General features: G+C 70.8%; 22 protein-coding genes, 1 tRNA gene and 2 pseudogenes. 6 read left to right on the forward strand and 19 right to left on the reverse strand.

Features of this window, described 5'->3' with window-relative positions:
- Positions 1-10: 10 nt before the first annotated feature.
- Positions 11-1079 (forward strand): annotated as a pseudogene (locus A5681_RS12275) (quinone-dependent dihydroorotate dehydrogenase); the annotation flags it as partial.
- Between the two features lie 10 nt (positions 1080-1089).
- On the opposite strand, the gene A5681_RS12280 reads toward A5681_RS12275, so the two are convergent.
- From A5681_RS12280 to A5681_RS12290, 4 genes are read right to left on the reverse strand one after another with little or no spacing between them, the layout of a single operon-like run.
- A complete protein-coding gene (locus A5681_RS12280; protein ID WP_067274433.1) occupies positions 1090-2472 on the reverse strand; it encodes an HNH endonuclease signature motif containing protein in 1383 nt (460 codons plus the stop codon).
- On the reverse strand, positions 2469-2663 hold the full coding sequence (locus A5681_RS27105) for a hypothetical protein (protein ID WP_156737945.1): 195 nt from the start codon (positions 2661-2663) through the stop codon (positions 2469-2471). Before A5681_RS27105 ends, A5681_RS12280 begins: the two co-directional genes overlap by 4 nt.
- A gap of 59 nt (positions 2664-2722) precedes the next feature.
- Complete coding sequence (locus A5681_RS12285; protein WP_067274436.1) at positions 2723-3253, reverse strand: YbhB/YbcL family Raf kinase inhibitor-like protein; 531 nt, start codon at positions 3251-3253, stop codon at positions 2723-2725.
- A gap of 25 nt (positions 3254-3278) precedes the next feature.
- Positions 3279-4643 carry a M20/M25/M40 family metallo-hydrolase gene (locus tag A5681_RS12290; RefSeq protein WP_067274439.1) on the reverse strand — a complete coding sequence of 455 codons (1365 nt, stop codon included), beginning with the start codon at positions 4641-4643 and terminating at the stop codon, positions 3279-3281.
- Between the two features lie 95 nt (positions 4644-4738).
- Here A5681_RS12290 and A5681_RS12295 point away from each other — a divergent pair.
- The 5 genes and pseudogenes from A5681_RS12295 to A5681_RS12315 all read left to right on the forward strand — a co-directional run.
- Positions 4739-4824, forward strand: a tRNA-Leu gene (locus A5681_RS12295).
- Positions 4825-5004: 180 nt separating this feature from the next.
- Positions 5005-6666, forward strand: a complete 1662-nt coding sequence (locus A5681_RS12300) for a PP2C family protein-serine/threonine phosphatase (RefSeq protein WP_067274442.1) — start codon at positions 5005-5007, stop codon at positions 6664-6666.
- Positions 6663-7760 carry a cobalamin B12-binding domain-containing protein gene (locus tag A5681_RS12305; RefSeq protein ID WP_067274444.1) on the forward strand — a complete coding sequence of 366 codons (1098 nt, stop codon included), beginning with the start codon at positions 6663-6665 and terminating at the stop codon, positions 7758-7760. Before A5681_RS12300 ends, A5681_RS12305 begins: the two co-directional genes overlap by 4 nt.
- Positions 7757-8119 (forward strand): STAS domain-containing protein, encoded by a 363-nt coding sequence (locus A5681_RS12310; RefSeq protein ID WP_067274447.1) that lies wholly within the window; start codon positions 7757-7759, stop codon positions 8117-8119. The genes A5681_RS12305 and A5681_RS12310 overlap by 4 nt, the downstream gene beginning before the upstream one ends.
- A gap of 32 nt (positions 8120-8151) precedes the next feature.
- Positions 8152-8835: pseudogene (locus tag A5681_RS12315) on the forward strand (phosphoribosyltransferase); the annotation flags it as partial.
- A 3-nt stretch (positions 8836-8838) separates the two neighbouring features.
- Here the strand turns inward: A5681_RS12315 and A5681_RS12320 are convergent.
- From A5681_RS12320 to A5681_RS12390, 15 genes are all read right to left on the reverse strand, one after another.
- The gene (locus A5681_RS12320) at positions 8839-9171 is read right to left on the reverse strand and encodes a hypothetical protein (protein ID WP_067274451.1); all 333 of its coding nucleotides are present in this window, start codon (positions 9169-9171) and stop codon (positions 8839-8841) included.
- A 96-nt stretch (positions 9172-9267) separates the two neighbouring features.
- Positions 9268-10065, reverse strand: coding sequence for a DivIVA domain-containing protein (locus A5681_RS12325; protein ID WP_067274453.1), 798 nt, complete (start codon positions 10063-10065; stop codon positions 9268-9270).
- Positions 10066-10339: 274 nt separating this feature from the next.
- On the reverse strand, positions 10340-10630 hold the full coding sequence (locus tag A5681_RS12330) for a YggT family protein (RefSeq protein ID WP_007170773.1): 291 nt from the start codon (positions 10628-10630) through the stop codon (positions 10340-10342).
- 145 nt (positions 10631-10775) lie between these two features.
- Complete coding sequence (locus A5681_RS12335; protein ID WP_067274456.1) at positions 10776-11417, reverse strand: cell division protein SepF; 642 nt, start codon at positions 11415-11417, stop codon at positions 10776-10778.
- Positions 11418-11479: 62 nt separating this feature from the next.
- Positions 11480-12259, reverse strand: a complete 780-nt coding sequence (locus tag A5681_RS12340) for a YggS family pyridoxal phosphate-dependent enzyme (protein ID WP_067274605.1) — start codon at positions 12257-12259, stop codon at positions 11480-11482.
- A gap of 5 nt (positions 12260-12264) precedes the next feature.
- On the reverse strand, positions 12265-12972 hold the full coding sequence (pgeF, locus tag A5681_RS12345; protein ID WP_067274609.1) for a peptidoglycan editing factor PgeF: 708 nt from the start codon (positions 12970-12972) through the stop codon (positions 12265-12267).
- 101 nt (positions 12973-13073) lie between these two features.
- Complete coding sequence (ftsZ, locus tag A5681_RS12350) at positions 13074-14225, reverse strand: cell division protein FtsZ (RefSeq protein ID WP_067274613.1); 1152 nt, start codon at positions 14223-14225, stop codon at positions 13074-13076.
- A 234-nt stretch (positions 14226-14459) separates the two neighbouring features.
- Positions 14460-15386, reverse strand: a complete 927-nt coding sequence (ftsQ, locus tag A5681_RS12355) for a cell division protein FtsQ (RefSeq protein ID WP_419866318.1) — start codon at positions 15384-15386, stop codon at positions 14460-14462.
- Between the two features lie 17 nt (positions 15387-15403).
- A complete protein-coding gene (gene murC, locus A5681_RS12360) occupies positions 15404-16864 on the reverse strand; it encodes a UDP-N-acetylmuramate--L-alanine ligase (protein ID WP_067274465.1) in 1461 nt (486 codons plus the stop codon).
- Positions 16861-18072: an undecaprenyldiphospho-muramoylpentapeptide beta-N-acetylglucosaminyltransferase gene (gene murG, locus A5681_RS12365; RefSeq protein WP_067274468.1), complete on the reverse strand. Its 1212-nt coding sequence runs from the start codon at positions 18070-18072 to the stop codon at positions 16861-16863. Before murG ends, murC begins: the two co-directional genes overlap by 4 nt.
- Positions 18069-19766 (reverse strand): putative lipid II flippase FtsW, encoded by a 1698-nt coding sequence (gene ftsW, locus A5681_RS12370; protein WP_067274471.1) that lies wholly within the window; start codon positions 19764-19766, stop codon positions 18069-18071. The genes murG and ftsW overlap by 4 nt, the downstream gene beginning before the upstream one ends.
- Positions 19767-19773: 7 nt before the next feature.
- The gene (gene murD, locus A5681_RS12375; RefSeq protein WP_156737951.1) at positions 19774-21231 is read right to left on the reverse strand and encodes a UDP-N-acetylmuramoyl-L-alanine--D-glutamate ligase; all 1458 of its coding nucleotides are present in this window, start codon (positions 21229-21231) and stop codon (positions 19774-19776) included.
- Position 21232: 1 nt separating this feature from the next.
- On the reverse strand, positions 21233-22312 hold the full coding sequence (mraY, locus tag A5681_RS12380; RefSeq protein WP_067274478.1) for a phospho-N-acetylmuramoyl-pentapeptide-transferase: 1080 nt from the start codon (positions 22310-22312) through the stop codon (positions 21233-21235).
- Complete coding sequence (locus tag A5681_RS12385) at positions 22309-23937, reverse strand: UDP-N-acetylmuramoyl-tripeptide--D-alanyl-D-alanine ligase (protein ID WP_067274482.1); 1629 nt, start codon at positions 23935-23937, stop codon at positions 22309-22311. The genes mraY and A5681_RS12385 overlap by 4 nt, the downstream gene beginning before the upstream one ends.
- Positions 23934-25496, reverse strand: a complete 1563-nt coding sequence (locus A5681_RS12390; protein WP_067274615.1) for a UDP-N-acetylmuramoyl-L-alanyl-D-glutamate--2,6-diaminopimelate ligase — start codon at positions 25494-25496, stop codon at positions 23934-23936. Before A5681_RS12390 ends, A5681_RS12385 begins: the two co-directional genes overlap by 4 nt.
- Positions 25497-25565: the final 69 nt, after the last annotated feature.

A 25565-nucleotide genomic window follows, 5' to 3' on the forward strand; every position in this document is an offset into this window, starting at 1 on the left:
CGACGGCGTGGTGTACGGCCTGATGCGGCGGCTGTTCTTCCTGGTTCCGCCCGAGCGCATCCACACGCTGGTTTTCGCGGTGCTGCGCGGCGCCACGGCCCTCGGCCCGGCACGGCGGCTGCTACACCGGCTGCTCGGCCCGAGGGATCCGGCGCTGGCGAACACGGTGTTCGGGGTGCGTTTCCCCGCGCCGCTCGGGCTGGCCGCCGGCTTCGACAAGGACGGCAAGGGCTTGCTGACCTGGGGCGCGCTCGGCTTCGGTTACGCCGAGGTCGGCACCGTCACCGCGAGCCCGCAGCCCGGCAACCCGTCCCCCCGCATGTTCCGGCTGCCCGCCGACCGCGCGCTGCTGAACCGGATGGGCTTCAACAACCTGGGCGCCGGCGCGCTGGCGGTCCAGCTCGCCCGGCATCAACCCGACATCCCGATCGGGGTGAACATCGGGAAGACGAAAACCACCCCGGCCGCCGGGGCCGTCGACGACTACCGGGCCAGCGCCCGGCTTGTCGGGCCGCTGGCGTCGTACCTGGTGGTGAACGTCAGCTCACCGAACACACCCGGCCTGCGCGACCTGCAGGCCGTCGAGTCGCTGCGGCCCATCCTGTCGGCCGTCCTCGCCGAGACATCTAAGCCGGTGCTGGTGAAGATCGCGCCGGACCTTTCCGACGCCGACCTCGACGAGGTCGCCGACCTGGCCGTGGAGCTGGGCCTGGCCGGCATCGTCGCCACTAACACGACCGTGTCGCGCGACGGCCTGCGGACGCCGGGTGTCGACGAACTGGGCCCCGGCGGCATTTCCGGGCCGCCGGTGGCGCGCCGGGCCGTCGAGGTGCTGCACCGGCTCTACGGCCGGGTCGGCGATCGCCTGGTGCTGATCAGCGTCGGGGGCATCGAGACGGCCGACGACGCGTGGGAGCGGATCACCGCGGGGGCGTCGCTGCTACAGGGCTACACCGGCTTCATCTACGGAGGAGGCTTGTGGCCGAAGCGTATTCACGACGGCATCGCGCGTCACCTGCGCGAGGGCGGGTTCGCCTCGCTCAGCGATGCCGTGGGGTCGGCGGCGCCGACGGCCGGCGGCGCGGCGAGTTAAGCCGCCCCCTTTTCGTCGTCTCGGGTGTCGTCTTGGGTGTCGTCTTCGGACAGGACCTTCTCCGGGTGATGGAAATTGTTGACGCGGGGCTGCCCGCGATCGGCGTGCGGCGGCGGGATCCATTCGGTGTCGCCGTTGGCGCGTCTTCGGGTGGTCCAGCCCTTCTCGAGGAGCCGGTGGTGCGGCCCGCAGGCCAGGGTGAGTCGGTCGATATCGGTGCGGTACGTGCTGGCCCAATCGTCGACGTGGTGGACTTCGCAGTAATAGCCCGGCACATCACAACCCGGATGTGAACACCCGCGATCCTTGGCGTACAAGACAATTCGCTGGCCGGGTGAGGCCAGGCGCTTGCCGTGATGCAACGCCACCGCCTCGCCCTTGTCGAACACGGCCAGATAGTGATGGGCGTGCCGGGCCAGGCGGATCACGTCGGACATCGGCAAGATGGTGCCGCCGCCGGTCAGACCCTTACCGGCGGCGGCTTCCAGTTCGGTCAGCGTGGTCGTCACGACGATGGATGCCGGCAAGCCGTTGTGCCGGCCCAGTTCGCCGCTGGCGAGCACCGCGCGAAGGGCGGCGTTGAGGCCGTCATGGTTGCGCTGTGCGGATGTGCGGGTGTCCCGCTGCACCGCCTCCTCGGTCGGGGCGCCGTCGACCACCGGCGCCTCGTCCTCCGGGTTGCACATGCCGGGGGCCGCCAGCTTGGCCAGCACCGCCTCCCAGCTGGCGCGCGCCTCGGGGGTCAACCATCCGCTCAGCTTCGACATGCCGTCGGCCTGCTGGGCGCCCAGCGTCAGTCCACGGGCCCGCGCCCTGTCGGCATCGGTGTAGTTGCCGTCGGGATTGAGGCAGTCCATCAGGTGGCGGGCGAGCTTGGCGAGTTGATCGGGGCGATAGTGCGTGGCCTCGCGAGCCAGGTGTCTCTCGGCGTGTTCGCGCGTTTCGCAGTCGACCGATTCCGGCAGCTGGCGGAAAAATCGCCGGATCACCGCCACGTGGTCGGAGCCGATGGCCCCGTCGCGCTGGGCCGCCGCGGTGGCGGGCAACACCGGCGCCAACGGCTCACCGGTCAGCGCGCGGCGCGGGCCCAGCTCGGCGGCCTCAGCGATGCGCCGGCTGGCCTCACCCCGGGTGATGTGCAGCCGGTCGGCCAGGGCCCAGCCCAGCTTGCCGCCCAGCTCGGCCGAATCAGCCTGCTGGGCAACCTGATTGATGAGCTGGTGAGTCGGTGCCTGTAACCGGCGCGTCTCGCACTCGAGTACCTCCAGCAGCCGCAGCCGCTCCGGATTGGTGAGCGACTCGTACGAGTGCCCCTTGAAGCGGGAGACAACGGCGTGCAGCGCGTCGACGTCTTCCTGAAGCTCTTGGCGGTCCGTCATCTGGGCCGTCCGAACGGGCTCGACAACTCATAGACGAGTGCGTCGAGCCTTCGCAACAGAAACACGTACCTCTCGAGGGCCGTGACGAGCTCCGCAGCCGTCAGCGAATCACCGGAGGCGATGAGCAGATCTTGCGCCGCCTCGAAGCCGTCAAGCACGGCGTCCATGCGGTAAGCGGTAATCGAACGCATGTTCGAATGCTACAACAGCCCACCGACAAGAACGCGGCGGCGGACCTGAAGCCCCGCGCCTACTTCTGCTCGTAGATGCCGTGGATGACGGCGCGCGCGATCGCGTGCTGGAACAGGTTGAAACCCAGGTAGGCGGGGCTGGCATCCTCGTCGAGCTCCAGCTTGTCGACGTCGACGGCGTGCACCGCGATGTAGTAGCGGTGCGGCCCGTGTCCCGGCGGCGGCGCGGCGCCGATGTAGCGGCGCATCCCGGCGTCGTTCACCAACGTCAGCGCGTCCCCGGGCAGGTCGCTGCCGTCGCCGGCGCCCGCGGGCAGTTCGGTGACGTCGGCCGGCAGGTTCGCCACGGCCCAGTGCCAGAACCCCGAGGCCGTCGGCGCATCGGGGTCGTAGACGGTGACCGCGAAGCTGCGGGTCTCCCCCGGAAAGCCGGACCAGCTCAGCTGCGGGCTGACATCTTCTCCGCCCGCGCCCATGATTCCGCTGACTTGCGGCTGCGCGAGCGACTGGCCGTCGGTCACGGACTCCGACGTCAGGGTGAACGTCGGCAGCTTCGGCAGCGCGGCATACGGGTCGGGCGCGGTGCTCATGGCGAATCCTTTCGTTGAGTGTCGTTCAGCAGTGTGTCAGGAAGTGAGCCAGCACCTCGGTGCCGAACCTCAGCGCATCCACGGGTACCCGCTCGTCGACACCATGGAACAACGCGGTGAAGTCGAGGTCCGGCGGCAACCGCAACGGGCTGAAGCCGAAACAGCGAATACCTAAGCGGGCGAAGGCTTTTGCGTCCGTTCCGCCGGAAAGCATGTAGGGCACCGTCCGGGCGTCGGGGTCCAGCGCCAGCACGGCGGCGTTCATGGCGTCCACCAGGTCGCCGTCGAAACTCGTCTCATACGACGAGAAGTCCTTGATCCACTCGCGCGTCACGTCCGGGCCGATCAGCTCGTCGACCTCGGCCTCGAACGCGGCCTTGCGGCCGGGCAGGATCCGGCAGTCGATCACCGCCTCCGCCACCGCCGGGACGACGTTGGCCTTGTAACCGGCCTTGAGCATCGTCGGGTTCGCTGTGTCCTGCAGCACCGCCTTGAGCATGCGGGCCATGGGGCCGAGCTTTTCGACCGCCCCGGCCAGGTCGCCGGACTCGACGTCGAAAGCCAGGCCGCTCTCCTCCTCGACGGCGGCCAGGAATTGCGCGACGGTGTCGGTGAGCACGACCGGAAACTGGTGCCGGCCCAGCCGGGCGACCGCCGCGGCGACGGCGGTGACAGCGTTCTGGTCGTGCACCATGGACCCGTGCCCGGCCGGACCGCGGGCGGTCAGCCGCATCCACGACAGGCCCTTCTCGGCCGTCTCGATCAGATAGAGCCGGCGTTCGCCCCCGTCGCGGAGCGGCACGGTCAGCGAGAACCCACCCACTTCGCCGATCGCCTCGGTGACGCCCGCGAACAGGTCGGGCTGATTGTCGACCAGCCACTGGGCCCCGTAACTGCCACCGTGTTCCTCGTCGGCGAGGAACGCGAACACCAGATCCCGCGGCGGCACGATCCCGGCCTGCTTCAAGCGCCGGGCCACCACGATCATCATGCCGACCATGTCCTTCATGTCGACCGCGCCGCGGCCCCAGACGAAGCCGTCCTTGACCGCGCCGGAGAACGGGTGCACGCTCCACTCGGCCGGCTCGGCCGGCACCACGTCGAGGTGCCCGTGGATCAGCAGGGCGCCGCGCGAACTGTCCGCACCCGCGAGGCGGGCGATCACGTTGCCGCGGCCCGGCGCGCCCGACTCCACGTATTGCGGCGAGTAGCCGACCTGCGCGAGCTGCTCGGCGACCCACTGCGCGCACTCGGCCTCGCCCCGCGTCGTCTCAGGCTCGCCGGTGTTGGTGGTGTCGAACCGGATCAACCGGCTGACGACCTCGACCACGTCGTCACTCGGGTTGGTCGGGGACTCGGTGTGGGCGGTCACAACCACCTTTCCTACCATCGCGGAGGCCGCGCGGCTCGGCGCCGAGCGGCCCGGCTGGGTTGGGTGCCCGCGCGACAATCCGTTAGCCTTAGCTGCCAACTCTCGTTGGAGTTGTCCGAGTGGCGGAATGGCAGACGCGCTAGCTTGAGGTGCTAGTGCCCTACTAATGGGCGTGGGGGTTCAAGTCCCCCCTCGGACACGCGTGGCGCAGGTCTTCAAGGCGGGCCTGCCGCAGTCCCGCACTCGGGGTCGAGAAGTGGCTCCTGCACTGCATCTTCGACGCACGACCGCACGAGCGAACCTCCCAGGCAATCCAGCACCCGTAGAGTCGGACGTAACGCTAGCCAAATCTGATTCACCGCGTTGACAGGTCAACCGCATGCATGATGGTGCCCACGTAGGCGTCGAGATCGACCTCGATGCCTTGTGGGCGGCTGTGCCCTGCCCCACCCTGGTCATCGATCGCGCGGGAATCGTGCAGGCCCTGAGCGGGTCCGCCCAGTCCCTCCTGCCCGGCGCGGCCCAGGGCGGGCGAATCGACGAGACCGTCGAATGGCTTTCGCGCGCACACCATCGCCTCGTCGAACTGCACCCCGACTCCCTCGGCCGGGACGCCGCGGTGGTGTCGGGAAACGTGGGCGGCCGCAAGTTCGACGCGCACGCGGCGCTGCTGCCCAGCGGCGAGGTGGCATGGTCGCTGGTCGAGGACACCGGTCAGCTGTTGCGCGAGGCGCAAGAAGCGCTGGCGCGCGAGCAGGAGCGCACGGCCATCCTGCTGGAAGCGTCGTCGGTGTTGACGGCGTCGCTCAATGTCGACCGCTGCAGGGAAGCGACCGTGCAGATGGCCGCCCAACACCTGGCGGACGCGGCGGTGCTGGTGGCTCCCGCGGGCCGCGGCCGCCGGCTTCCGGTCTTCTACAGCGCCGCGGCCGGGGCGGTGGAGCAGTGCAGCGTCGACGCCGACCCCGCCGTGGTGGCCGGTTTGAGCGAGGCGCTGCAGGGGTTCCCGCCGGTTTCCTCGAGCTGGATCGACCCCGTATCGGTACCGGATTGGCTTCTCCCGCAACACTTCTCCGGACCGGTCGGATCGGTGATGATCCTGACGCTGCCCGGCCACGGCGTGTCGGCGGGCGCGTTGGTGTTGCTGCGCGGCGCCGACCGGCCGATGTACGGCGCGGACGAGGAGATCTTCGCCGGCTTGTTCGCCGCGCGGGCAGGGGCGGCGCTGTCGGCGGCGCGGCTCTACGCCGAGCAGGCCGCGATCACCCGCACGCTGATGCGTGACCTGCTGCCCCCGCCGCTGCACGGGCTGCATGGCATCGAATTCGCCGGCGGCTACCGGGCTTCCAAGGACTACGAGGTCGTCGGCGGCGACTTCTACGACTTCCACCCCGCGCAGCGCCCCGAGGACGAGACGCTGGTGGTGCTCGGCGACGTGTGCGGGAAGGGCCTGGAGGCCGCCGTGATGACCGGCAAGATCCGCAACACGCTGCAGGCCCTGACGCCGTTGGCGCAGGACCACGAGGGCGTGCTCACGCTGCTCAACCGCGCCATGTTGTCCTCGGACCACACGCGGTTCGCCACGTTGGTGCTGGCGTCGGTGGCGTACCGGGACGGTCAGGTGGTGCTAAGGCTGACCTGTGCCGGGCATCCGCCGCCCCTGATCGTGCGTGACAACGGGCAGGTGGAAGAGGCCAACACCAAGGGCACGCTTGTCGGCGCCCTGGAGCGCATCACGGTGCAGTCGTTCGAGACGTCGCTGGCACCGGGCGAGACGTGCGTGCTGTACACCGACGGCATCACCGAGGCGCGCGGCGGCCCGCTCGGCGACGACTTCTTCGGCGAGCAGCGCCTGGCGGCCGCGCTGACCGGATGCGCCGGCATGCCGGCCGAGGCGGTCGTCGAGCGCGTCCTGATGCTGGCCTCGGAATGGGTGGGGCAACGCGTGCACGACGACATCGCGGTCGTCGCCATCACCGCACCGCAGCGCACGCACCTCAGCGCCGTCGACGGCCACACCCGGGGCAGGTACGTGGCATGACGTCCTACGACACCGAGTTAACGAGCAGCACCGGCGCCGCCGACGATCTCCTTGTCCGCGAACGGCTCTGGGGCGCCCTGACCGACCGTGACGAGTATGCGGCGGCGGCCACCGTGTTCGCCGCGATGGAAGCGGGCATGACGCCCGAGGACGTGCTGCTGGAGGTGATCGCCCCGGTCCAGCACAAGGTCGGCACGGAATGGGCCGCCAACCGGATCAGCGTCGCCCAGGAACACGCGGCTACCGCGATCAACGATCGCGTCATCGCCGCGCTGGCCCATCACGCGGCCGGCAAAGTCCGCAGTCACGGCGGCCGGGTCACCCTGGCCTGCGTGGACGGCGAGTGGCACGCTTTGCCCGCCCGGCTGCTGGCGGAGGTCCTGCGGCTGCGCGGCTGGCAGGTCGACTTCCTCGGCGCCCAGGTGCCGACCCCGCACCTGGTCGCCCACCTGCACCAGTACGGACCGGACGTCGTGGCGCTGTCCTGCTCCATCCCCACCCGGCTGCCCAACGCGCACGCCGCGATCGTCGCGTGCCAGTCCGCCGGTTTCCCCGTCCTGGCCGGCGGCGCGGCGTTCGTCCGCGACGGCCGCTTCGCCCGCCAGCTCGGCGCCGACGCGTGGGCGCCCGACGCGCGCAGCGCCGACGAGCGGCTGGCCCGCGGGTTCCGCCCCGTGCGGCGGGCGTCCAACCGCCAGCCCGTCGATGACCTGCCGCACCTGGTCGACCAGGAATACACCATGGTGAGCCGGAGCGCGGCGCAGCTGGTCAAGTCCACCGTCGCCGACTTGGAGGACCGCTTTCCCGCCATGCGCGCCTACTCACCGCTGCAGCACGAGCACACCGTCGAGGACGTCGCCCACATCGTCGACTTCCTCACCGTGAGCCTGTACACCGACGACGACGCGTTGTTCACCGAGTTCATCACCTGGACCGCCGACATACTGACCGCGCGTGGCGTCCCGGCCGCGTCGCTACACCCGGCGCTGGATTTGCTGACAGTGCAGCTCAAGGAGTTCCCCCGCAGCCAGCGTCTACTGACCGCAGCAAACGATGCCCTCACCGCCATCGCCGGCCCAGGAGCCTCCGCATGAACCTCTCCCTGAACACCACCACGTCGGGGCGGTCGGCCTGCGTGCGGGTCTCCGGCGACCTGGTCTACGAAACCGTGGACGCCATGGTCGACGCGGCCGTCCGGGTCCTCGGCGAGCAGCCCGCCCTGACGCACCTGCATCTCGACCTCGCCGAGCTCGCCTTCTGCGATTCCGCCGGCCTGTCGGGCCTGCTGCTCGTCCATCGACGAAGCGCTCAGGCGGGCGTGCTCCTGCACCTCGACCACCGACCGCGATTCCTCGATCGCATCCTGGACCTCACCGGGACGTTCGAACACCTGGTGACCGTGCCGGTCTCGGAGGCAGGCCAGAAGGCCCCGGGAGAAACCGGGGTGCGCTGACCCCCATCCGGGCCGAGGGCCCGTAGGCTGGGATGCGACCGATGGCACCCGACGGATTTCTCCGGCACACTGCGACGCGCACCTTCCGCGACCGCCGCGAGGCCGGTCGCGCACTGGCCGAGCAGCTGGTGTCCTACCGCGACAGGGACGACGTGCTGGTCTTCGGGCTGGCCCGCGGCGGCGTGCCGGTGGCCTGGGAGATCGCCGCGGCGCTGCACGCCCCGCTGGACGTGTTCCTGGTCCGCAAACTCGGGGTGCCGCGGTGGTCGGAACTCGCGATGGGCGCGTTGGCCAGCGGCGGTGGCGTCGTGATGAACGACGACGTGGTATCGAGTCTAGAGATCAGCGACGACCAGGTGCGCGAGGTAATCGAAAGCGAGACAACCGAACTCGCCCGCCGCGAGCACGCATACCGGGGCGGTCGCGCGCTGGCCGACCCGCGCGGCAAGGTGGTCATCCTGGTCGACGACGGCATCGCGACCGGGGCCAGCATGCTGGCCGCCGTCCGGGCGGTGCGAGCCGCGGGACCGAAATCGGTCGTCGTCGCGGTGCCGGTGGGTCCGCGGTCGACCTGCCGTGAGCTCAGCCTGGAAGCGGACGAGGTGGTCTGCGTGACGATGCCAGCCGGATTCGAAGCCGTCGGCCAGGTGTACGCCGACTTTCACCAGGTGAGCGATGACGAGGTGCGCGAGATGCTCGCCACGCCCACCCGCTGAGTCCTACTTGGCGGCCTCGTCGCCGCGACCCTCGGCCGATACCGCCGACTGTCCCTCCGAGGACGGCGTGCCGGCGTCCGCCGGCGCCTCGTAGCCGCCCTCGTCGGACGCTTCCTCCGGATAGTCGACGGCCTCTTCGCCGGCCTCCTCCTCGTGCTGGTCCGCGGTGCCCGCGTCGCGGCGCTGCCGCTCCTGCAACGCGTCGATGATCAGCAGCACCACGCCGAGCACGCTGGCGCAGATGCACACCCAGGCCACCAACTCATTGCTGGTGACGACGGCGAACACCAACGCGACGAGCCCGACGAGGGCCAGTACCAGCGCAATGATCAGCATCGGTCATCCTCCAAGCGGCGAGCGGAACAGCCAGGTCGTCTGCAGGTCTAGTGTGCCAACCGCGCAGCTGGGCGAGTGTCCGGCACGCCTGCGAGGCTAGTTGTTACCCCGATTGAATTGGTCGAATCCGCCTGCGTCGGCGCTGGAGTCGACGGGCGCGGCCGAACCGCGCTGGCCGAGCTCCTCCAGCTGCGACTCCAGGTAGGTCTTGAGCCGGGTCCGGTATTCGCGTTCGAAGGTGCGCAGCTGCTCGAGGCGGCCCTCCAGGACGGTGCGCTGCTGGTTGATCGTTCCCATGATCTCGGAGTGCTTGCGCTCGGCGTCGGCCTGCAGGGCGTCGGCCTTCTCCTGGGCCTGCCGCAGCTGGGTCTCCGAACGGGTCTGGGCGTCCGCGAGCATCGCGTCGGCGCGCTGCCGGGCCTCGGTGACCGTGGTCTCGGCGGTCTGGCGCGCCTCGGACAGGATCTGGTCGGCGTTGGCGCGGGCGTCGGCCAGCATCTTGTCCGACTCCGCCTTGGCCGTGCTGGTCAGCCGGTCCGCGGTGTCCTGGGCCAGGCTGAGCACCCGAGCAGCCTTCATGGCCTGCTCCTCGTTGCTCGACGCGGACGCGGCGGGTGCGGCCACCGGCGCGGCCTTGGGCGCCGGCTCCGGCTCGGGGACGGGAATCGCCTGGGTGACGGCGGCCGGGGCGGGGCTCGCGCCACCGCAGGCGGCCAGCTCCTGGTCGAGCTCCTCGATCCGCTGACGCAGATCGCTGTTCTCTTCGATGAGCCGCGTCAGCTCGGCTTCCACCAGATCGAGGAAGGCGTCGACCTCGTCTTCGTTGTACCCCCGCTTGCCGATCGGTGGCTTACTGAACGCCACATTGTGGACGTCGGCTGGTGTAAGCGGCATTGTTTCGTCCCCTCAAGTTCCTGTCTAACGTTCTGGAAAGTGTAGAACGCAGTGGTAGCCGTCGTGCAACTGCCGTCCATCCTGTCACACCAGGCGCGACCGTTGCTGTTTAGGCCAATAAATAAGAACCAATTTCAAACGCTCAGGGCAATAAAATCCGAAACCTTAGAATTTTTAAATCGCAGCCACCAAACCGAGGCGAAAACGTAGCCGAACCGTCTCCGGGCCGGAAGCGGGCCCGCGCGCAACGGCCAGAACCGGCCGGGAGCGACGGCTACGCCGCGGCGCCGAAGGCGAGCTGCATGCCGATGAACGCGACCAGCAGCAGCACCATGATGGACAGGTCGAAGCGGACCGCCCCGATGGTGAGCTGAGGGATCAACCGGCGCAGCAACTTCACCGGCGGATCTGTGATCGACATGATGATCTCCAGGATCACCACGGTGATGCCGGTGGGATGCCAGTCACGGCTGAACGAGCGAATGAACTCGACGACGACCCGGGCGATGAGCAGCAGCCAGAAGATGAACAGCGCAAACCCAAGAATCTGAAAGAACAGCACCAACTGAAGAGCCCCGACCTTACCGATGAGATGTCATGCGCCGCAGGCGTGCGCGGCGCCTGCCAGCGTACCGACTCCGCGCCCTCGGCCACATCTCAGCCGGCCCGGCCGGCGAAGGCGGCGGCCGATCACGGCCGCCGAGTGCGGCTTATTGGTAAGCGTAGAAGCCGGTTTCGGCGATCCGGCGACGCTCCTCCGGCGATACGTCGACGTCGGCGGGCGACAGCAGGAACACCTTGGTGGCCACCTTGTCGAAGGAGCCGCGCAACGCGAAGGCCAAGCCGGCCGCGAAGTCGACGAGCCGCTTGGCGTCGGCGTTGTCCATCGACACCAGGTCCATGATGACCGGGGTGCCGTCGCGGAACCGCTCGCCGATGGTGCGGGCCTCGCTGTAGTCCTTCGGCCGCAGGGTGGTGATCTTGGAGAGCGGGTGGCCCTCCTCGAACATCATCGCCATGCGGCGCGGGTCCATCGCCAGCGCGCCGCGGGTCGAGTTGCGCAGCCAGGACCCGAAGCGGGGCCTGCCCATCTCGGGCCGCTCGAATTCCCGGGGGTGGACGGCGCCGTACCGCGACTCCTCCGCGTAACCGCCGCGGTACCCACCCGGCGGCGGGTAGTCGGCGGGCTCGCGTGGGTCGTCGTAGTCGCGGCCCTCGTAGCGCCCGTAGCCGTCGTCGAAACGCGGGCGCGGGAAACCGCGGGAGGGCGCGTGGTCGTCGTAATACTCGTCGTCGTAGTCGTCCATCGGGGCCATACCGAAATAGGCCTTGACTTTGTGCAGTGTGCTCATTGCGTTGACCCCTTCTAGCCCCTGATGCTTGGTGTCAGTGATGAAGATGTGACTACAGTGACTTAATACGGTGACGGTAGCGGCCGCGGACCCAATAGCGCGGTACCGACACGCACACATGTCGAACCGTGTTTGACGGCAATTTCGAAATCGTCGGACATGCCCGCGGACAGCCCGACCGCGTTGGGATGCGACTCGAGGACGCGCAGATGCTCGGTCCGCAGGCGCCCGAAGGCCGCCTCCGGATCCGATCCCAGCGGCGGGATGGCCATCAGCCCGGCCAGTTCCAGGTGTTTTGACTCCTCGGCCTGCGCGCAGAGCTGGTCGACCGCGCCCGGCGCCGAGATGTCGACGCCGCCCCGCGAATCGTCGCCGTCGAGGCTGATCTGGACATAGATGCGCATCGGGTCGGCGCGACGGCCCTCCGCTAGGGCGGCCGAGACGCCGCGATCGAGGGCGCTGACCAGATGCGAGCTGTCCACCGAGTGGGCGGTATGCGCCCAGCGGGCGACCGAGCGGGCCTTGTTCCGCTGGATGTGGCCGACCATGTGCCAGCGCATGGCCGGGGCGTCCGCGCGCGATAAGAGTTTGGTGACTTCGCTCACTTTCGCCGACGCCTCCTGATCGCGCGATTCGCCAACGGCCCGGCAACCCAATCGCGACAAAGTCGCCACATCGGTTGCTGGGAAGAATTTGGTAATCGGCAGAAGTTCGATTTCCCCGACATTGCGACCCGCCGCTTCGGCGGCCGCGGCAAGGCGCGAACGCACCGCCGCTAAAGCGTGGGTCAATTCCGTTTCGCGGTCGCTTCCACTGTCCGGGGCCGGCCGTCCTGCCGCCATCGCGGTCACTCCATCCACACCAGCGAGGCCAGCCGCCCGGTGGGCGCGTCCCGGCGGTGGCTGAACAACGTCGGGTCGGCGACGGTGCACCTTGGATCTATGTCGATGGCGGTGACACCCAAATCCGTTAGCTGGCAAGCGATTCCGGCCCGAAGATCGAGACCGGGGGTGCCCGTCGCCGTGGTGGTACGGCTGCCGGGCAGCGCGGCCTCCACCTCGTCGGCCATGGCCGCGGGCACCTCGTAGTTGCGGCCGCTGACCGCCGGGCCGAGCAGGGCCGAGATGTCCTCGGGATGGGCGCCCAGCTCCACCATCGTCTCCACGGTGCGGGCCACCACCCCGCGCTGGGCGCCGACGCGGCCGGCGTGCACGGCCGCGGCCACCCCGGCGCGCGCGTCGGCGAGCAGCACCGGCACGCAGTCGGCGGTCACCACCGCCAGCGCCAGCCGGGCGGTGCCGGTCACCAGCGCGTCGGTGTCCTCGACAACGCCGCCCGGGGGCCCGTCGACCACCTCGACCCGGTCACCGTGCACCTGGTTCATCCACACGACGCGCTCGGGCTTAAGCCCGATGGCGGCGGCCAGCCGATTTCGGTTGGCGGCCACGGCCGCCGGATCGTCACCCACGTGGTCGCCCAGGTTGAAGGTGTCGAACGGTGGACCCGAGACACCGCCGGCGCGGGTGGTGGTCACCCGCCGGATTCGCACGTTCACGTCTTCAGTATCCGGAGCCCCGCGGCCGCCAGCGGGCAGCGCCATCCGACCCTTGTTTTTCTTGGCCGGTTTGTCGCGCACTGGCAAGCAAATCGAGACTCTCAGCGGCGCATGAAGGGCGGCACGTCGACGTCGTCGTCGTCGCCACCGATATTCAGCGTGGCGCCGTTGGTGTGAACCGGCACGCTGACCGCATCGACGGGCTCGAACAGTGTCGAGGTGAGCTTGCCGGCCTTCGCCGACTCGATGCGATGCGCGCCGCCCTTTTCGCCGGCCGTGTCCCCGGTGACCGGTCTGCGGCCGGGACCGGCCGCGCTGAAACCGGCGGCGATGACGGTGACGCGCACCTCGTCGCCCAGCGAGTCGTCGATCACGGTCCCGAAGATGATGTTGGCGTCCTGGTGGGCGGCGTCCTGGACCAGGGAGGCCGCTTCGTTGATCTCGAACAGGCCCAGGTCGCTGCCGCCGGCGATCGACATCAGCACACCCTGGGCGCCCTCCATGGATTGCTCCAGCAGCGGTGAGTTGATCGCGATCTCGGCGGCCTTGAGCGAGCGGCCCTCGCCGCGGGCCGAGCCGATACCCATCAGCGCGGTGCCCGCCCCCGACATGATGCCTTTGACGTCGGCGAAGTCGACGTTGATCAGGCCCGGCGTGGTGATCAGATCGGTGATGCCCTGAACACCGTTGAGGAGCACCTCGTCGGCGCTGCGGAACGCGTCCATCAGGGACACCGCGGCGTCCCCCATCTGCAGCAACCGGTCGTTGGGGATGACGATCAGGGTGTCGCAGCTTTCCCGCAGCGTGTTGATGCCGCCTTCGGCCTGCGAACCGCGGCGCTTGCCCTCGAAGGAGAACGGCCTGGTGACCACGCCGACCGTCAGCGCGCCCAGCTTGCGGGCGATGCTGGCCACCACCGGCGCGCCGCCGGTGCCGGTCCCGCCGCCCTCGCCGGCGGTCACGAACACCATGTCCGCGCCGCGCAGCAGCTCCTCGATCTCGTCCTTGGCGTCCTCGGCGGCCTTGCGGCCGACCTCCGGGTCCGCCCCGGCGCCCAGGCCGCGGGTGGAGTCGCGGCCGACGTCGAGCTTGACGTCGGCATCGCTCATCAACAGCGCCTGCGCGTCGGTGTTGATCGCGATGAACTCCACGCCCTTGAGGCCCTGTTCGATCATCCGGTTCACGGCGTTGACACCGCCGCCACCGATACCTACGACCTTGATGACGGCCAGGTAGTTATGCGGGGGGGTCATCATTCGGTTTCCTCCCTGATGGGCTCAAGTTCTTCGCGACGGGATTGCTCCCGAACGTTGGCGGTCCTCCCTGGCAAACCCTCAACCTCAACCATAGAGTTAGAGTTATGTCAAGTAGTTCCGCGCAACCAGAACGGTATGGGCATGACGGGTGCTAACTCGGCAGGCGCGCCGACGCACGGCTCGCAAATTTTTTCTGTTACGACCGTCACACGCCGCGCTTGACCGGCGTCGCTACTTCACCGTCGGCAGGTCGGGGCTCGAGACGTCGTAAGTCCGCCCGGGTTGGGTCAGCAGCGCGGCCAGCTTCTCGGCCTTCTCGTCGGTGCGATCGGTCGTGCCCCAGATGACGACGCGGCCATCGCCCAGCGTGAGCGTGATCGAGGCCACCGAGGGGGCCGCGACCCGGCCCACCTGACCCGCGACCTCGGGCCGCAGCGCGGTCAGCACCTGCAGCGCGGCCTTGGTCGCCGGGTCGTTGGGGCCCGGATTGGCGACGTCGAGGTACGGCAGCGCCGGCGGCGGCGGCCCGGTCGCGAAGTCGACGCCGTCGCGGTCGAACAGGTGCGGGCCGTCGGGAAAATCCTTCACGGCGACCGGAATTCGCTCGACGATGGTGATGCGCAGGGCCGACGGATACTGGCGCTGCACCCGCGCGCTGGCCACCCGCCGGATGGCCGCCACCCGGTCGGCGACCTGGTTGGTGTTGATCTGCAGCAGCGGCGTGCCCGGCCGCACCCGAGCGGCGTCCAACACCTCTTCGCGGGTCACCACCCCGGTGCCGACGACGACGATGTTGCGGGCCGACATCGCGGGCGTGAAGTAGAGGATCAACGCGAGCCCGACCCCGAGGACGACCAGCAGCACCGTCACCAACAGCATCTTCAGGCCGCGGACCACACCCCGGGCGACGGGCTTGGGCTCGTCGGCCGCGCGGCCGGTGGCCCGGCGTTTGGCCTCCCGGCGGGCCTCCTCGATGGCGGTGGCGCGCGCCTGCGCGGCGCGGCGTTCGGCTCGTTCCCGGCGCGCCCGCCGGCGCGGCCCCTCGAATTCTTCGCCCTCCGTCGGCGTCTGCACGTCGGGGCCCGCGGCGAAAATGGGTTCGGTGACCGCGCCGTCCACCGCGTCGGGGGCCGGTTCGCCGGCGACGCCGGTCGACACGGGGTCGTTCGGCTGGGTCACGGCAGCACTCCCGGCCGGCCGGGTGCGCTGCGGTTGTCCCGGATCCGCAGCTCCGTGACGATCTCGGGGCCCAGCAGGGTCACGTCGCCCGCGCCCATCGTGACGATGACGTCACCGGGGCCGGCCGCCGCGGCCACCTGCTGCGCGACCGCGGAGAAATTCGGCAGGTAGCGCACCGGCACGCTGACATGCTCGGCGACACTGGCGCCGCTGACGCCGGCCAGGGGTTGTTCGCGCGCGCCGTACACGTCAAGGACGAACACCTCATCGGCGGCGTCCAACGCGCGACCGAATTCCGCGGCGAATTCCCTTGTGCGCGAATATAAGTGGGGCTGGAACACCACCAGGCTGCGGCCGCCGCCGCTCTGCTCGACGACCGTGCGGACCGCGGCCAGCGTCGCGCTGATCTCGGTGGGATGGTGCGCGTAGTCGTCGAAGACCCGCACCGACCCGGAGCTGCCGACCAGTTCGAACCGCCGGCGCACGCCCTCGAAACCGGCGAGCCCGTCGAGCACCGCGTCCGCCGGGGCGCCGATCTCCAGCGCCGCGAGCAGCGCGCCCAGCGCATTGAGCGCCATGTGCCGCCCGGGCACCGACAGCCGCATCACGCGGGGATGCCGCTCGCCCGCCAGCTGGATGTGCGCGACCGCCTCGGTGCCCTGCTGCTCCCAGGACAGCAGGGTCGCGGCCCGGTCTTCGCCCGCATCGGATCCGTAGCGCAGCACCCGGATTCCCAGCTCGGCGGTGCGGTCCGCCAGCGCGGCCGCGCCCGGATCGTCGACGCACACCACCAACGCCCCCCCGGGCGCCAGCCGCTCCACGAAGGCGTCGAACACCCGGACATAGGCGTCGGCGCTGCCGTAGAAATCCAGGTGATCGGTCTCGATGTTGGTGACCACGGCGACATTTGGCGTGTATTCGAGCAGCGAACCGTCGCTTTCGTCGGCCTCGGCCACGAAGCAGTCGCCGCTGCCGTGATGCGCGTTGGTACCCGCCTCCCCCATCTCGCCGCCGACCGCGAACGACGGGTCGCGCCCGCAGTGCTGCAACGCCACGATCAACATCGACGTCGTCGTCGTCTTGCCGTGCGTGCCGGTGACCATCAGCGTGGTGCGGCCGTCCATCAGCTTGGCCAGCACCACCGGGCGCAGGATCACCGGGATGCCGCGCCGCCGGGCCTCGACGAGCTCGGGGTTCGTCTTCGGGATGGCCGCGTGGGTGGTGATGACGGCGGTCGGGCCGCCCGGCAACAGGTCGAGCGACGACGCGTCGTGACCGATGCGGATCGACGCTCCCCGCGCCCGCAACGCGTGCACGCCGCGCGACTCCTTCGCGTCGGACCCCGACACCAGCCCGCCGCGGTCCAGCAGGATGCGGGCGATGCCCGACATGCCGGCCCCGCCGATGCCCACCATGTGCACCCGCTGCAGCTCGGGCGGCAGCTGTTCGGCGTTCACCGTCGCCCTCCCGCCGCTGCCTTCCTGGCGATGTCCAGCGCCGCCTGCGCCACCTGGCGCGCCGCGTCGGGGTGCCCCACCCGCGCGGCCGCCGTCGTCATCGCCGCCAACCGGGGCGGATCGTTGAGCAGGGCGGACACCTCGCGGGCCACCAGCTCCGGCGTCAGGGCGGCGTCGGCGACCACCATGCCGCCCCCGGCGTTGACCACCGGAAGCGCGTTGAGGCGCTGCTCGCCGTTGCCGATCGGCAGCGGCACGTAAATGGCGGGCAGCCCGACCGCCGAGACCTCGGCGACGGTCATCGCACCCGAACGGCAGATGGCCAGGTCGGCGGCGGCGTAGGCCAGGTCCATCCGGTCCAGGTAGGGCACCGCCACATACGGCGGATCGCCGGGCTGGCTCTCCCGCAGCTCGAGGGTGTTCTTCGGCCCGTGCGCGTGCAGCACCGACACGCCCGCGGCCGCCAATCCGGCGGCGGCCCCGGACACGGCGCGGTTGAGCGACACGGCGCCCTGCGAGCCGCCGAACACCAGCAACACCCGGGCGTCGTCGGCGAAGCCGAAATGCCTGCGCGCCTCGGCGCGCAACGCCGCGCGGTCCAGCGACGTGATGGCCGCCCGCACCGGCACGCCGACGACCTCCGCGCGCGGTAAGCCGCAATCCGGCACCGCCGACAGCACCCGGTCGGCTCGGCGGGCGCCGACGCGGTTGGCCAGGCCGGCGCTGGCGTTCGCCTCATGGATCAGCACCGGGACGCGGCGGCGACGGCTGAGGCCGCGGGGAATCCCGCGGGCGGCGAGGTAGGCCGGCAGGGCCACGTACCCGCCGAAACCGATGATGACGTCGGCGTCCACCGCGTCGAGCACGGCGCGGGTCTCCCGGACCGCGCGCCACACCCGCGGGGGCAGGCGCGCGAGGTCACCGCTGGGCTTGCGCGGCAGCGGCACCGGCGTGATCAGCTCGAGGTGATAGCCGCGCTGGGGCACCAGCCTCGTCTCCAGCCCGCGGTGGGTGCCCAGCGCAGTGATGCGGACCTGCGGATCGAGGGCGCTGAGCGCGTCGGCCACCGCCATCGCGGGCTCGACGTGGCCAGCGGTGCCGCCGCCGGCCAGCACGACCGACAGGGGCTTAAAAGCCGACAACGCGGCACCGGCGGGCTGGGGACTTGTCCCCCGCCCGCCGGTCGGCTTGCTGACCGTGTCGTTCACCCGTAACGCTGACCTTCCAGTGCGCGTGCGCGCCGTGCCTGACGCTGGCCGGCTCCGCGAGCGGCGGAGCGCTGGCCAGATCCATGATGCACCGCCCTGCGTACCGGCCGTGCGGCTGTGCGGGAGAACGCCGGGCGCAGCGGTTCCTCGGCCGTGCGGGCCGTCTTGCGGCCGCCCTTGCGGGCGGGCGCCTGGGCGGCCTTCCGCGCGCCGTTGCGCGACGGGTTTCCGTCGCCCGGTTGCTTGCCGCCGTGCTTGCGGTCGCGGAACGATTCCAGTCGGGTCGGCACGTACGGCTGCGGCAGCGGCAGCCGCAGGAACCGGTTCACCTTGTCGTCACGGCCGGCGCGCAGCGCGGCCACCGCCTCCGGTTCGTGACGGGCCGCGTTGGCCATGATCCCGATCATGAAAAGCGTTGCGGCCGTTGAGGTTCCACCCGCCGAGATGAGCGGCAGCTGGATACCGGTGACCGGCAGAATCCCGATCACGTAGCCGATGTTGATGAACGCCTGGCCCAACACCCACATCGTCGTGGTCGCGGTCAGCAGCCGCAGGAAGGGGTCGGCCGACCGGCGCGCGATGCGCATCCCGGTGTAGGCGAACAATCCGAAGAGCACCAGCAGCCCGAACGCGCCGACGAAGCCCAGCTCCTCGCCGATGATCGCGAAGATGAAGTCGTTGTGGGCGTTGGGCAGGTAATTCCACTTGGCGACGCCCTGGCCCAGGCCGTCGCCGAAGATACCTCCGTGGGCCAGGGCGAACTTCGCCTGGCGGGCCTGGTAGCCGGTGTCCATGGGGTCGTTCTCGGGATTCATCCAGGATTTCACCCGGTCGGAGCGGTAGCCCGCGGACATGGCCAGGACGGCGCCGGCCATGAAGACGGCCACCAGCGAGGTGGCGAAGACGCGCAGTGGCAACCCGGCGTACCACAACAGCGCCAGCAGGATGATGCCCAGCGACACCGTCTGCCCCAGGTCGGGCTGGGCGACGATGAGCGCCAGCGCGATGACCGCGGCCGGCACCAGCGGGATCAGCATCTCGCGCAGCGAGGCCCGCTCCAGCCGCCGGGCCGCCAGCAGATGCGCACCCCAGATCGCGAAGGCGATCTTCGCCAGCTCGGAGGGCTGCATCGAGAAGCCGGCGATGACGAACCACTTCCGGGAGCCGTTGGCCAGGTTGCCGATGCCCGGCACCAGCACGAGCACCAGCAGGATGACCGTGACGACGTAGCCGGTGAAGGCGACGCGGCGGATGAAGCGCACCGACATCCGCAGCGAGGCGTAACAGGCGACCAGGCCGATCACGGTCCACAGCACCTGCTTGCCGAAGATCACCCAGGCCGACCCGTCGGCGTCGTAGGAGCGCACGCCCGAGGCGGACAGCACCATGATGAGGCCGAGCGTCGTCAGCAGCCCGGCCACGGCGATGATCAGGTGAAACGAGGTCATGGGGCGGCTCAGCCAGGCGCCGAACCGGTTACGGCCGTCCCCTCCCGCCTGCGGTTTCGTGGACGGTCTGGCTTCCGAGCTGCCGGCGGCGGTGACGGGGCCGGTCGCCGCGTCGGCCTCGGCCTGGGCCTGGGCCTGGGCCTGGGCCTCGGCCGGCTCCGGGGCGCCGCCCTCGGTGGTCTCGGTCGAGCCGGCGTCTGCGATGTCTTTGCCCCGACGTCTGAGCCGGGCCAGCGGGTTACCCATGCCCGCCCTACCGGGTCGCCGCGCGGACGGCGGCGGCGAAGGCGTCGCCGCGGTGTGCGTACCCGGTGAACTGGTCAAACGAGGCGCCCGCCGGTGCCAGCAGCACCGTGTCGCCGGGCCGGGCCAGGTCGCGGGCCGCGGCCACCGCCGCGGTCATGACGGAAGCGCCGAGGTCGTCACCCGAATGTTTCACTTCTGTCACATTTGCACCAGTGGCCACAGCCGTCGCATTCATATCAGCATCCTCGCCTGTCACAACCTGGACGACGGGGACATCCGGCGCGTGTCGCGATAACGCCTCTGCAACCTCTTGGCGATCTCGGCCGATGAGCACCGCGCCGACCAGCCGGGGGGCCATCCGGGCGACCTCGGCGTCCACCGATGCGCCCTTGAGCAAACCGCCGGCCAGCCACACCACGCGCGGATAGGCCAACACCGACGCCTCGGCGGCGTGCGGGTTGGTGGCCTTGGAGTCGTCGACGTAGGTGATGCCGCCGGCGACCGCGACCACCTCGGCTCGGTGCCGGCCCAGGCGGAAGGAGGCGATCGCCTCCGCGATTGCCTCGGCGGGCACGTCGACGCTGCGGGCCAGCGCCGCCGCGGCCAGGGCGTCGAGGACGCCGACGGGCCCGGGCACCGGTATCGAGTCCACCGGCAGGAGGGCGAGGTCCTCGGCGAAGGCGCGGTCGATCAGTCGGCCGTCGCGCACGCCCAGTTCGCCCGCCGCCGGCTCACCGAGCCGGAAGCCGACGCGCACCGGCGCCGCGGCGGTGTCCAGCAACGCGGCCGCCCGGGCGTCGTCGAGCCCCACCACCGCCACCCGGCCACCCAGCACCCGCGCCTTGGCGGCCGTGTAGTCGGCCATGGTCGAGTGCCAGTCCAGGTGGTCTTCGGCGATGTTGAGGACGACGCCCGCCTCGGGGCGCACCGACGGCGCCCAGTGCAGCTGGAAGCTGGACAGCTCGACGGCCAGCACCTCGGCCGGCTGCTCGAGGACGTCGAGGACCGGGTCGCCGATATTGCCGCACAAGATGCTGCGCCGGCCGGCGGCGGTCAGCATGGCGTGCAGCATCGACGTCGTGGTGGTCTTCCCGTTCGTGCCGGTCACGGCCAGCCAGCGCCGCGGCGGACCGTACTGGCCCGCCGCGTCGAGCCGCCAGGCCAGCTCCACGTCGCCCCAGACCGGCACGCCCGCCGCCGAGGCGGCGACCAGCAGCGGCGTGTCCGGGGCGAATCCCGGGCTGGTGACCACCAGCGCGTACTCCGCGACCCCCCGCATCGCCGCCGACACGGTCAAGGTCGCCACGCCGTTCTCCGCGTAGCGGCGCAACGTGGCCGCGTCGTCGTCGCACAGGGTCGGCGTCGCGCCGAACCGGGTCAGCGCCGCCAGCACCGCCCTGCCGGTGATGCCGCCGCCGGCCACCAGCACGGGCGCGCCCGGCGCGAGCGGCTCGAGCCCGGGCACGTCAGGCACCGATCGCGCCCAGCCAGTCACCGTAGAAGAGGGCCACGCCCAGGCCACACGTGATCGCCGTGAGCAGCCAGAAGCGAATGATCACCGTCGTTTCGGCCCAGCCAGCCAGCTCGAAGTGATGGTGGAACGGCGCCATCCGGAACACCCGGCGCCCGGTGGTGCGAAACGCCAGGATCTGCAACACCACCGAGGTGACCTCGGCGACGAACAGCGACCCCAGCACGACGGCGAGGATCTCGGTGCGGCTGGTGACCGACAGGCCCGCGATGATGCCACCCAGCGCCAGCGAGCCGGTGTCGCCCATGAAAATCTTTGCGGGAGCGGCGTTCCACCACAAAAAGCCGATGCACGCACCCGCGGTGGCGGCCGCGACCAGCGCCAGGTCCAGCGGGTCGCGCACGTTGTAGCAGCCCAGCCCCGGCGAGCTGACGCAGGCGCTGTGCGCCTGCCAGAACGTGATCAGGACGTAGGCGGCGGACACCATCGCCATGCTGCCGGCGGCCAGGCCGTCCAGCCCGTCGGTGAAATTGACCGCGTTGGACCAGGCGCTGACCACGACCACGCAGAACAACACGAACAGCGCGGGAGTCAATGTGACGGTGGCGATCTCGCGCACGTAGGACAAGTTCGCGCTGGCCGGGGTCAAGCCGTTGCCGTTGCGGAACTGCAACACCAGCACGCCGAACAGCACCGCGGCGGCGACCTGCCCGATGGTCTTGGCCGTCTTGTTCAACCCCAGGTTGCGCGACCGGCGCACCTTAATCAGGTCGTCGAGGAACCCGACGCCGCCCAGCGCGGTCGCCAGGCCCAGCACCAGCAGGCCCGACGCGGAAACGCCCTCGCCGTCGAACGCCAGCCCGGCCAGGTGCGTCCCGAGGTAACCCGCCCAGATCCCGGCGAGGATCGCCACGCCGCCCATCGACGGCGTGCCCCGCTTGGCGTGATGGCTGGGCGGCCCGTCCTCGCGGGTGTGATGGCCGAAGCCCTGCCTGGTGAACAAGCGAATCAGCGCCGGCGTCAACAGGATTGACACCGCGAGCGCGACCGCGACGGCGATCAGGATCTGCCTCACGAGCCCGTCCCCCCGTCGGTCGGTGACGACCCGCTTCGCCCGGCTTCGCCGCCCTCGCGATCGTCAGTGGTCATTCGTGACGACCCGCTTCGCCCGGCTTCGCCGCCCTCGCGATCGTCACGGGCCAGCGCGTCGGCCAGCGCTCCCAACCCCGCCGAGTTGGAGGCCTTGACCAACACCACGTCGCCGGGCTGCAGCTCGGCCCGCAACAGCGCCAGGGCGGCGTCTGCGTCGGCCACGCTGACGGCCCCCCGATCGCCGGAGGCTCCCCACGAGCCCTCCATGACCGCTCCGTGGTGCATGGCGCTCATCGACCTCCCACTTCCCACGACGACAAGTCGAGACACATCTAAGCGCACCGCCAGCCGGCCGATGCGATCGTGTTCGGCCACCGCGTCGTCGCCGAGCTCGGCCATTTCGCCCAGCACCGCCCAGCTCCTGCGCTTTTCGGTGGCGCCGTGGGCGATCCAGGCCAGCGCCTGCAGGCCGGCCCGCATCGAGTCGGGGTTGGCGTTGTAGGCGTCGTCGATCACCGTGACCCCGTCCGCCCGGGTGGTCACGTGCATCCGGTGCCGCGACACCGGGCCCGCCTGCGTCAACGCGGCGGCCACCTGGTCGACCGTCGCGCCGCACTGCAGCGCGACGGCGGCGGCGCACAGCGCGTTGGTGACCTGATGGTCGCCGAACACGCCGAGCTCGACCTCGACCGCGCTGTCCATCGCGTGCAGGGTAAAGCGCGGCCTGGCCAGTTCGTCCAGCGACACTCCGTCCGCCCAGACGTCGCTGGGACCCGAATCGGTGCGGCTGGACCGGCCGACCCGCACCACCCGGGCCCCGGTGACCCGGGCCATCGCCGCCACGACCGGGTCGTCGGCGTTCAGGATGACCACACCCGACGACGGAACAGATTGCGGCAGTTCGGATTTGGTCCGCGCGATGGCTTCCCGCGAGCCGAACTCGCCCAGGTGGGCGGTGCCCACGTTCAGGACCACCCCGATCGCCGGCGGTGCGATCTCGGCCAGCGCGGCGATGTTGCCGGGATGGCGGGCCGACATCTCCAGGACCAGGTAGTCGGTGTCCCGCGTCGCGCGCAACACCGTCCAGGGGTGCCCCAGCTCGTTGTTGAACGACCCGGGCGGGGCGATCACCTCGCCCAGCGGCTCGAGCACAGCCTTGACGAGGTCTTTGGTCGACGTCTTGCCCGACGAACCCGTGATGCCGATGATCGTCAGGCCGCCGGCCACCAGCTCCGCGGCCACCGCCTTCGCCAGCTTGGCCAGCGCGGCCAGCACCGCCGCGCCCGAGCCGTCGGTGTCGTGTTCGAGCACCCCGGCCAGGCCGGCGCGCCCGGCCGCCCGCGGCTTCGGGGGCACCACGATGGCCGGCACCCCCACCGGCCGGGCGGCCAGCACCGCCGCCGCGCCGGCCGCCGCCGCCGACTTCGCATAGTCGTGGCCGTCGGCGCGGGCCCCCGGCAGCGCGAGGAACAGGCCGCCGGGACCGACCGCGCGCGAATCGAATTCGACGGTTCCGGTGACGCGGAGCTCGGCCGCGGCCTGCGGCGAGATGTCGGCCAGCGTGCCGCCCACGATGTCAGCGATCTGCGCGACGGTGAGGTCGATCATCGCCGTGCCTTCAGCGCCCGGGCCAGTTCAACCCGGTCGTCGAAGGGGCGGACCTCCCCCGCCGCGCGCTGACCGGTTTCGTGGCCTTTGCCCGCCACCAGGACCACGTCGCCCGGCCCCGCCCAGGCCACCGCGTGTTCGATCGCCGCGCGCCGGTCGCCGATCTCGACGACCTCCGCCGCACCACGGCTCTCGGCCGCACCGGCCAGGATCTCGCGGCGGATCGCCGCGGGGTCCTCGCCGCGGGGGTTGTCGTCGGTAACGACAACCAGATCGGCCAGCTCGGCGGCCGTCGCGCCCATCGGCGCCCGCTTGCCCGGGTCGCGCTCGCCGCCGGCGCCGAACACCACCGCCAGCCGGCGACCCGGTCGCGCCAGGGTGGTCAGCACCGCCCGCAGCGCGCCCGGCTTGTGCGCGTAGTCCACCAGCGCGAGGAAATCCTGGCCGCAGTCGATGTCTTCCATGCGGCCGGGCACCCGGGTCTCCAGGAGTCCCGGCGCCGCCTGCTCGGGCGACACCCCGACCGCGTCCAGGATTGCCAGTGCGACAAGGCAATTAGCGATGTTGTAATGCCCCGGCAGCCGGATGCCGACCCGATGACGCACCCCGGCGGGGTCGATCGCGGTGAACTGCTGTCCCCCGGCGCCCATCGGCATCACGTCCATGGCGCGCCAGTGCGCGCGCTCACCGGCGGCGCTGACGGTGATGGCGTCACCGGCCCGCGCCGCCATGGCGCGCCCGGCGTCGTCGTCGACGCAGACCACCGCGCGCCGGGCCCGCAGCGGTGACGCCGGATCGAACAGCTTCGCCTTGGCCTCGAAGTAGTCGGCCATGGTCGGGTGAAAGTCGAGGTGGTCGCGGGACAGGTTTGTGAAGCCGCCCACCGCGAATCCGGTGCCGTCCACCCGCCCCAGCGCCAGCGCGTGGCTGGACACCTCCATGACGACGGTGTCCACCCCGCGCTCGGCCATCGCCGCGAACATGGCCTGCAGCGCGGGCGCCTCCGGCGTGGTCAGCGCGCTCGGAACGTCGACGCCGTCGATCCGGATGCCGATCGTGCCGATCAGCCCGGCTTTGCGGCCCGCGGCGCGCAGCCCGGACTCGACCAGGTAGGTGGTGGTGGTCTTGCCCGAGGTTCCGGTGATCCCGATGACGGTCGTGCGCTCCGACGGGTTCCCGTACACCGTCGCGGCCAGGGCGCCGAGGACGCTGCGGGGCGCCGGGTGAACCAGCGTCGGGACACCCGTAGCCGAGGCGCCCATCTCCGCGACGCCGGCGGCGTCGGTGAGGACGGCGACGGCGCCGCGTTCGATCGCCTCCGCCGCGTAGCGGGCCCCGTGCGTCGAGGCGCCCGTCAGCGCGGCGAACAGGTCGCCGGGGCGCACGTCCTGGGCGCGCAGCGTCACCCCGGTGACGGCCACGTCGGGCACCGCCGCGCCCGGGTCGGCGAGTACCGCCCCGACCTGGGCCGCCAGCGCGGGCAGGCGCGTGCCCGCCCCGGCGCTGGGGCGCAAATCAGTGGGCACGGCACACCTCCCGTCCACACGCGTGGTCCTCATGATCGGCCATGACACCCTACCGAGAGGCAGCCGCCGCCCCGGTGGCCTCGTCGGTCGAGTGTGCGTCGG

Source organism: Mycobacterium scrofulaceum (assembly GCF_001667885.1).
Lineage (GTDB): Bacteria > Actinomycetota > Actinomycetes > Mycobacteriales > Mycobacteriaceae > Mycobacterium > Mycobacterium scrofulaceum_C.

Excerpts from the sequence above, each read along its gene's own strand:
- A5681_RS12385 (WP_067274482.1), bottom strand. The coding sequence starts at position 23,937 with ATGATCGACCTCACCGTCGCGCAGATCGCTGACATCGTGGGCGGCACG.
- A5681_RS12340 (WP_067274605.1), bottom strand. The coding sequence starts at position 12,259 with ATGGCGGCAGGACGGCCGGCCCCGGACAGTGGAAGCGACCGCGAAACG.
- A5681_RS12310 (WP_067274447.1), top strand. The coding sequence starts at position 7,757 with ATGAACCTCTCCCTGAACACCACCACGTCGGGGCGGTCGGCCTGCGTG.
- A5681_RS12335 (WP_067274456.1), bottom strand. The coding sequence starts at position 11,417 with ATGAGCACACTGCACAAAGTCAAGGCCTATTTCGGTATGGCCCCGATG.
- A5681_RS27105 (WP_156737945.1), bottom strand. The coding sequence starts at position 2,663 with ATGCGTTCGATTACCGCTTACCGCATGGACGCCGTGCTTGACGGCTTC.
- A5681_RS12325 (WP_067274453.1), bottom strand. The coding sequence starts at position 10,065 with ATGCCGCTTACACCAGCCGACGTCCACAATGTGGCGTTCAGTAAGCCA.
- A5681_RS12290 (WP_067274439.1), bottom strand. The coding sequence starts at position 4,643 with ATGGTAGGAAAGGTGGTTGTGACCGCCCACACCGAGTCCCCGACCAAC.
- A5681_RS12320 (WP_067274451.1), bottom strand. The coding sequence starts at position 9,171 with ATGCTGATCATTGCGCTGGTACTGGCCCTCGTCGGGCTCGTCGCGTTG.
- A5681_RS12300 (WP_067274442.1), top strand. The coding sequence starts at position 5,005 with ATGCATGATGGTGCCCACGTAGGCGTCGAGATCGACCTCGATGCCTTG.
- A5681_RS12305 (WP_067274444.1), top strand. The coding sequence starts at position 6,663 with ATGACGTCCTACGACACCGAGTTAACGAGCAGCACCGGCGCCGCCGAC.
- ftsW (WP_067274471.1), bottom strand. The coding sequence starts at position 19,766 with ATGGGTAACCCGCTGGCCCGGCTCAGACGTCGGGGCAAAGACATCGCA.
- ftsZ (WP_067274613.1), bottom strand. The coding sequence starts at position 14,225 with ATGACCCCCCCGCATAACTACCTGGCCGTCATCAAGGTCGTAGGTATC.
- A5681_RS12390 (WP_067274615.1), bottom strand. The coding sequence starts at position 25,496 with ATGAGGACCACGCGTGTGGACGGGAGGTGTGCCGTGCCCACTGATTTG.
- A5681_RS12280 (WP_067274433.1), bottom strand. The coding sequence starts at position 2,472 with ATGACGGACCGCCAAGAGCTTCAGGAAGACGTCGACGCGCTGCACGCC.
- A5681_RS12285 (WP_067274436.1), bottom strand. The coding sequence starts at position 3,253 with ATGAGCACCGCGCCCGACCCGTATGCCGCGCTGCCGAAGCTGCCGACG.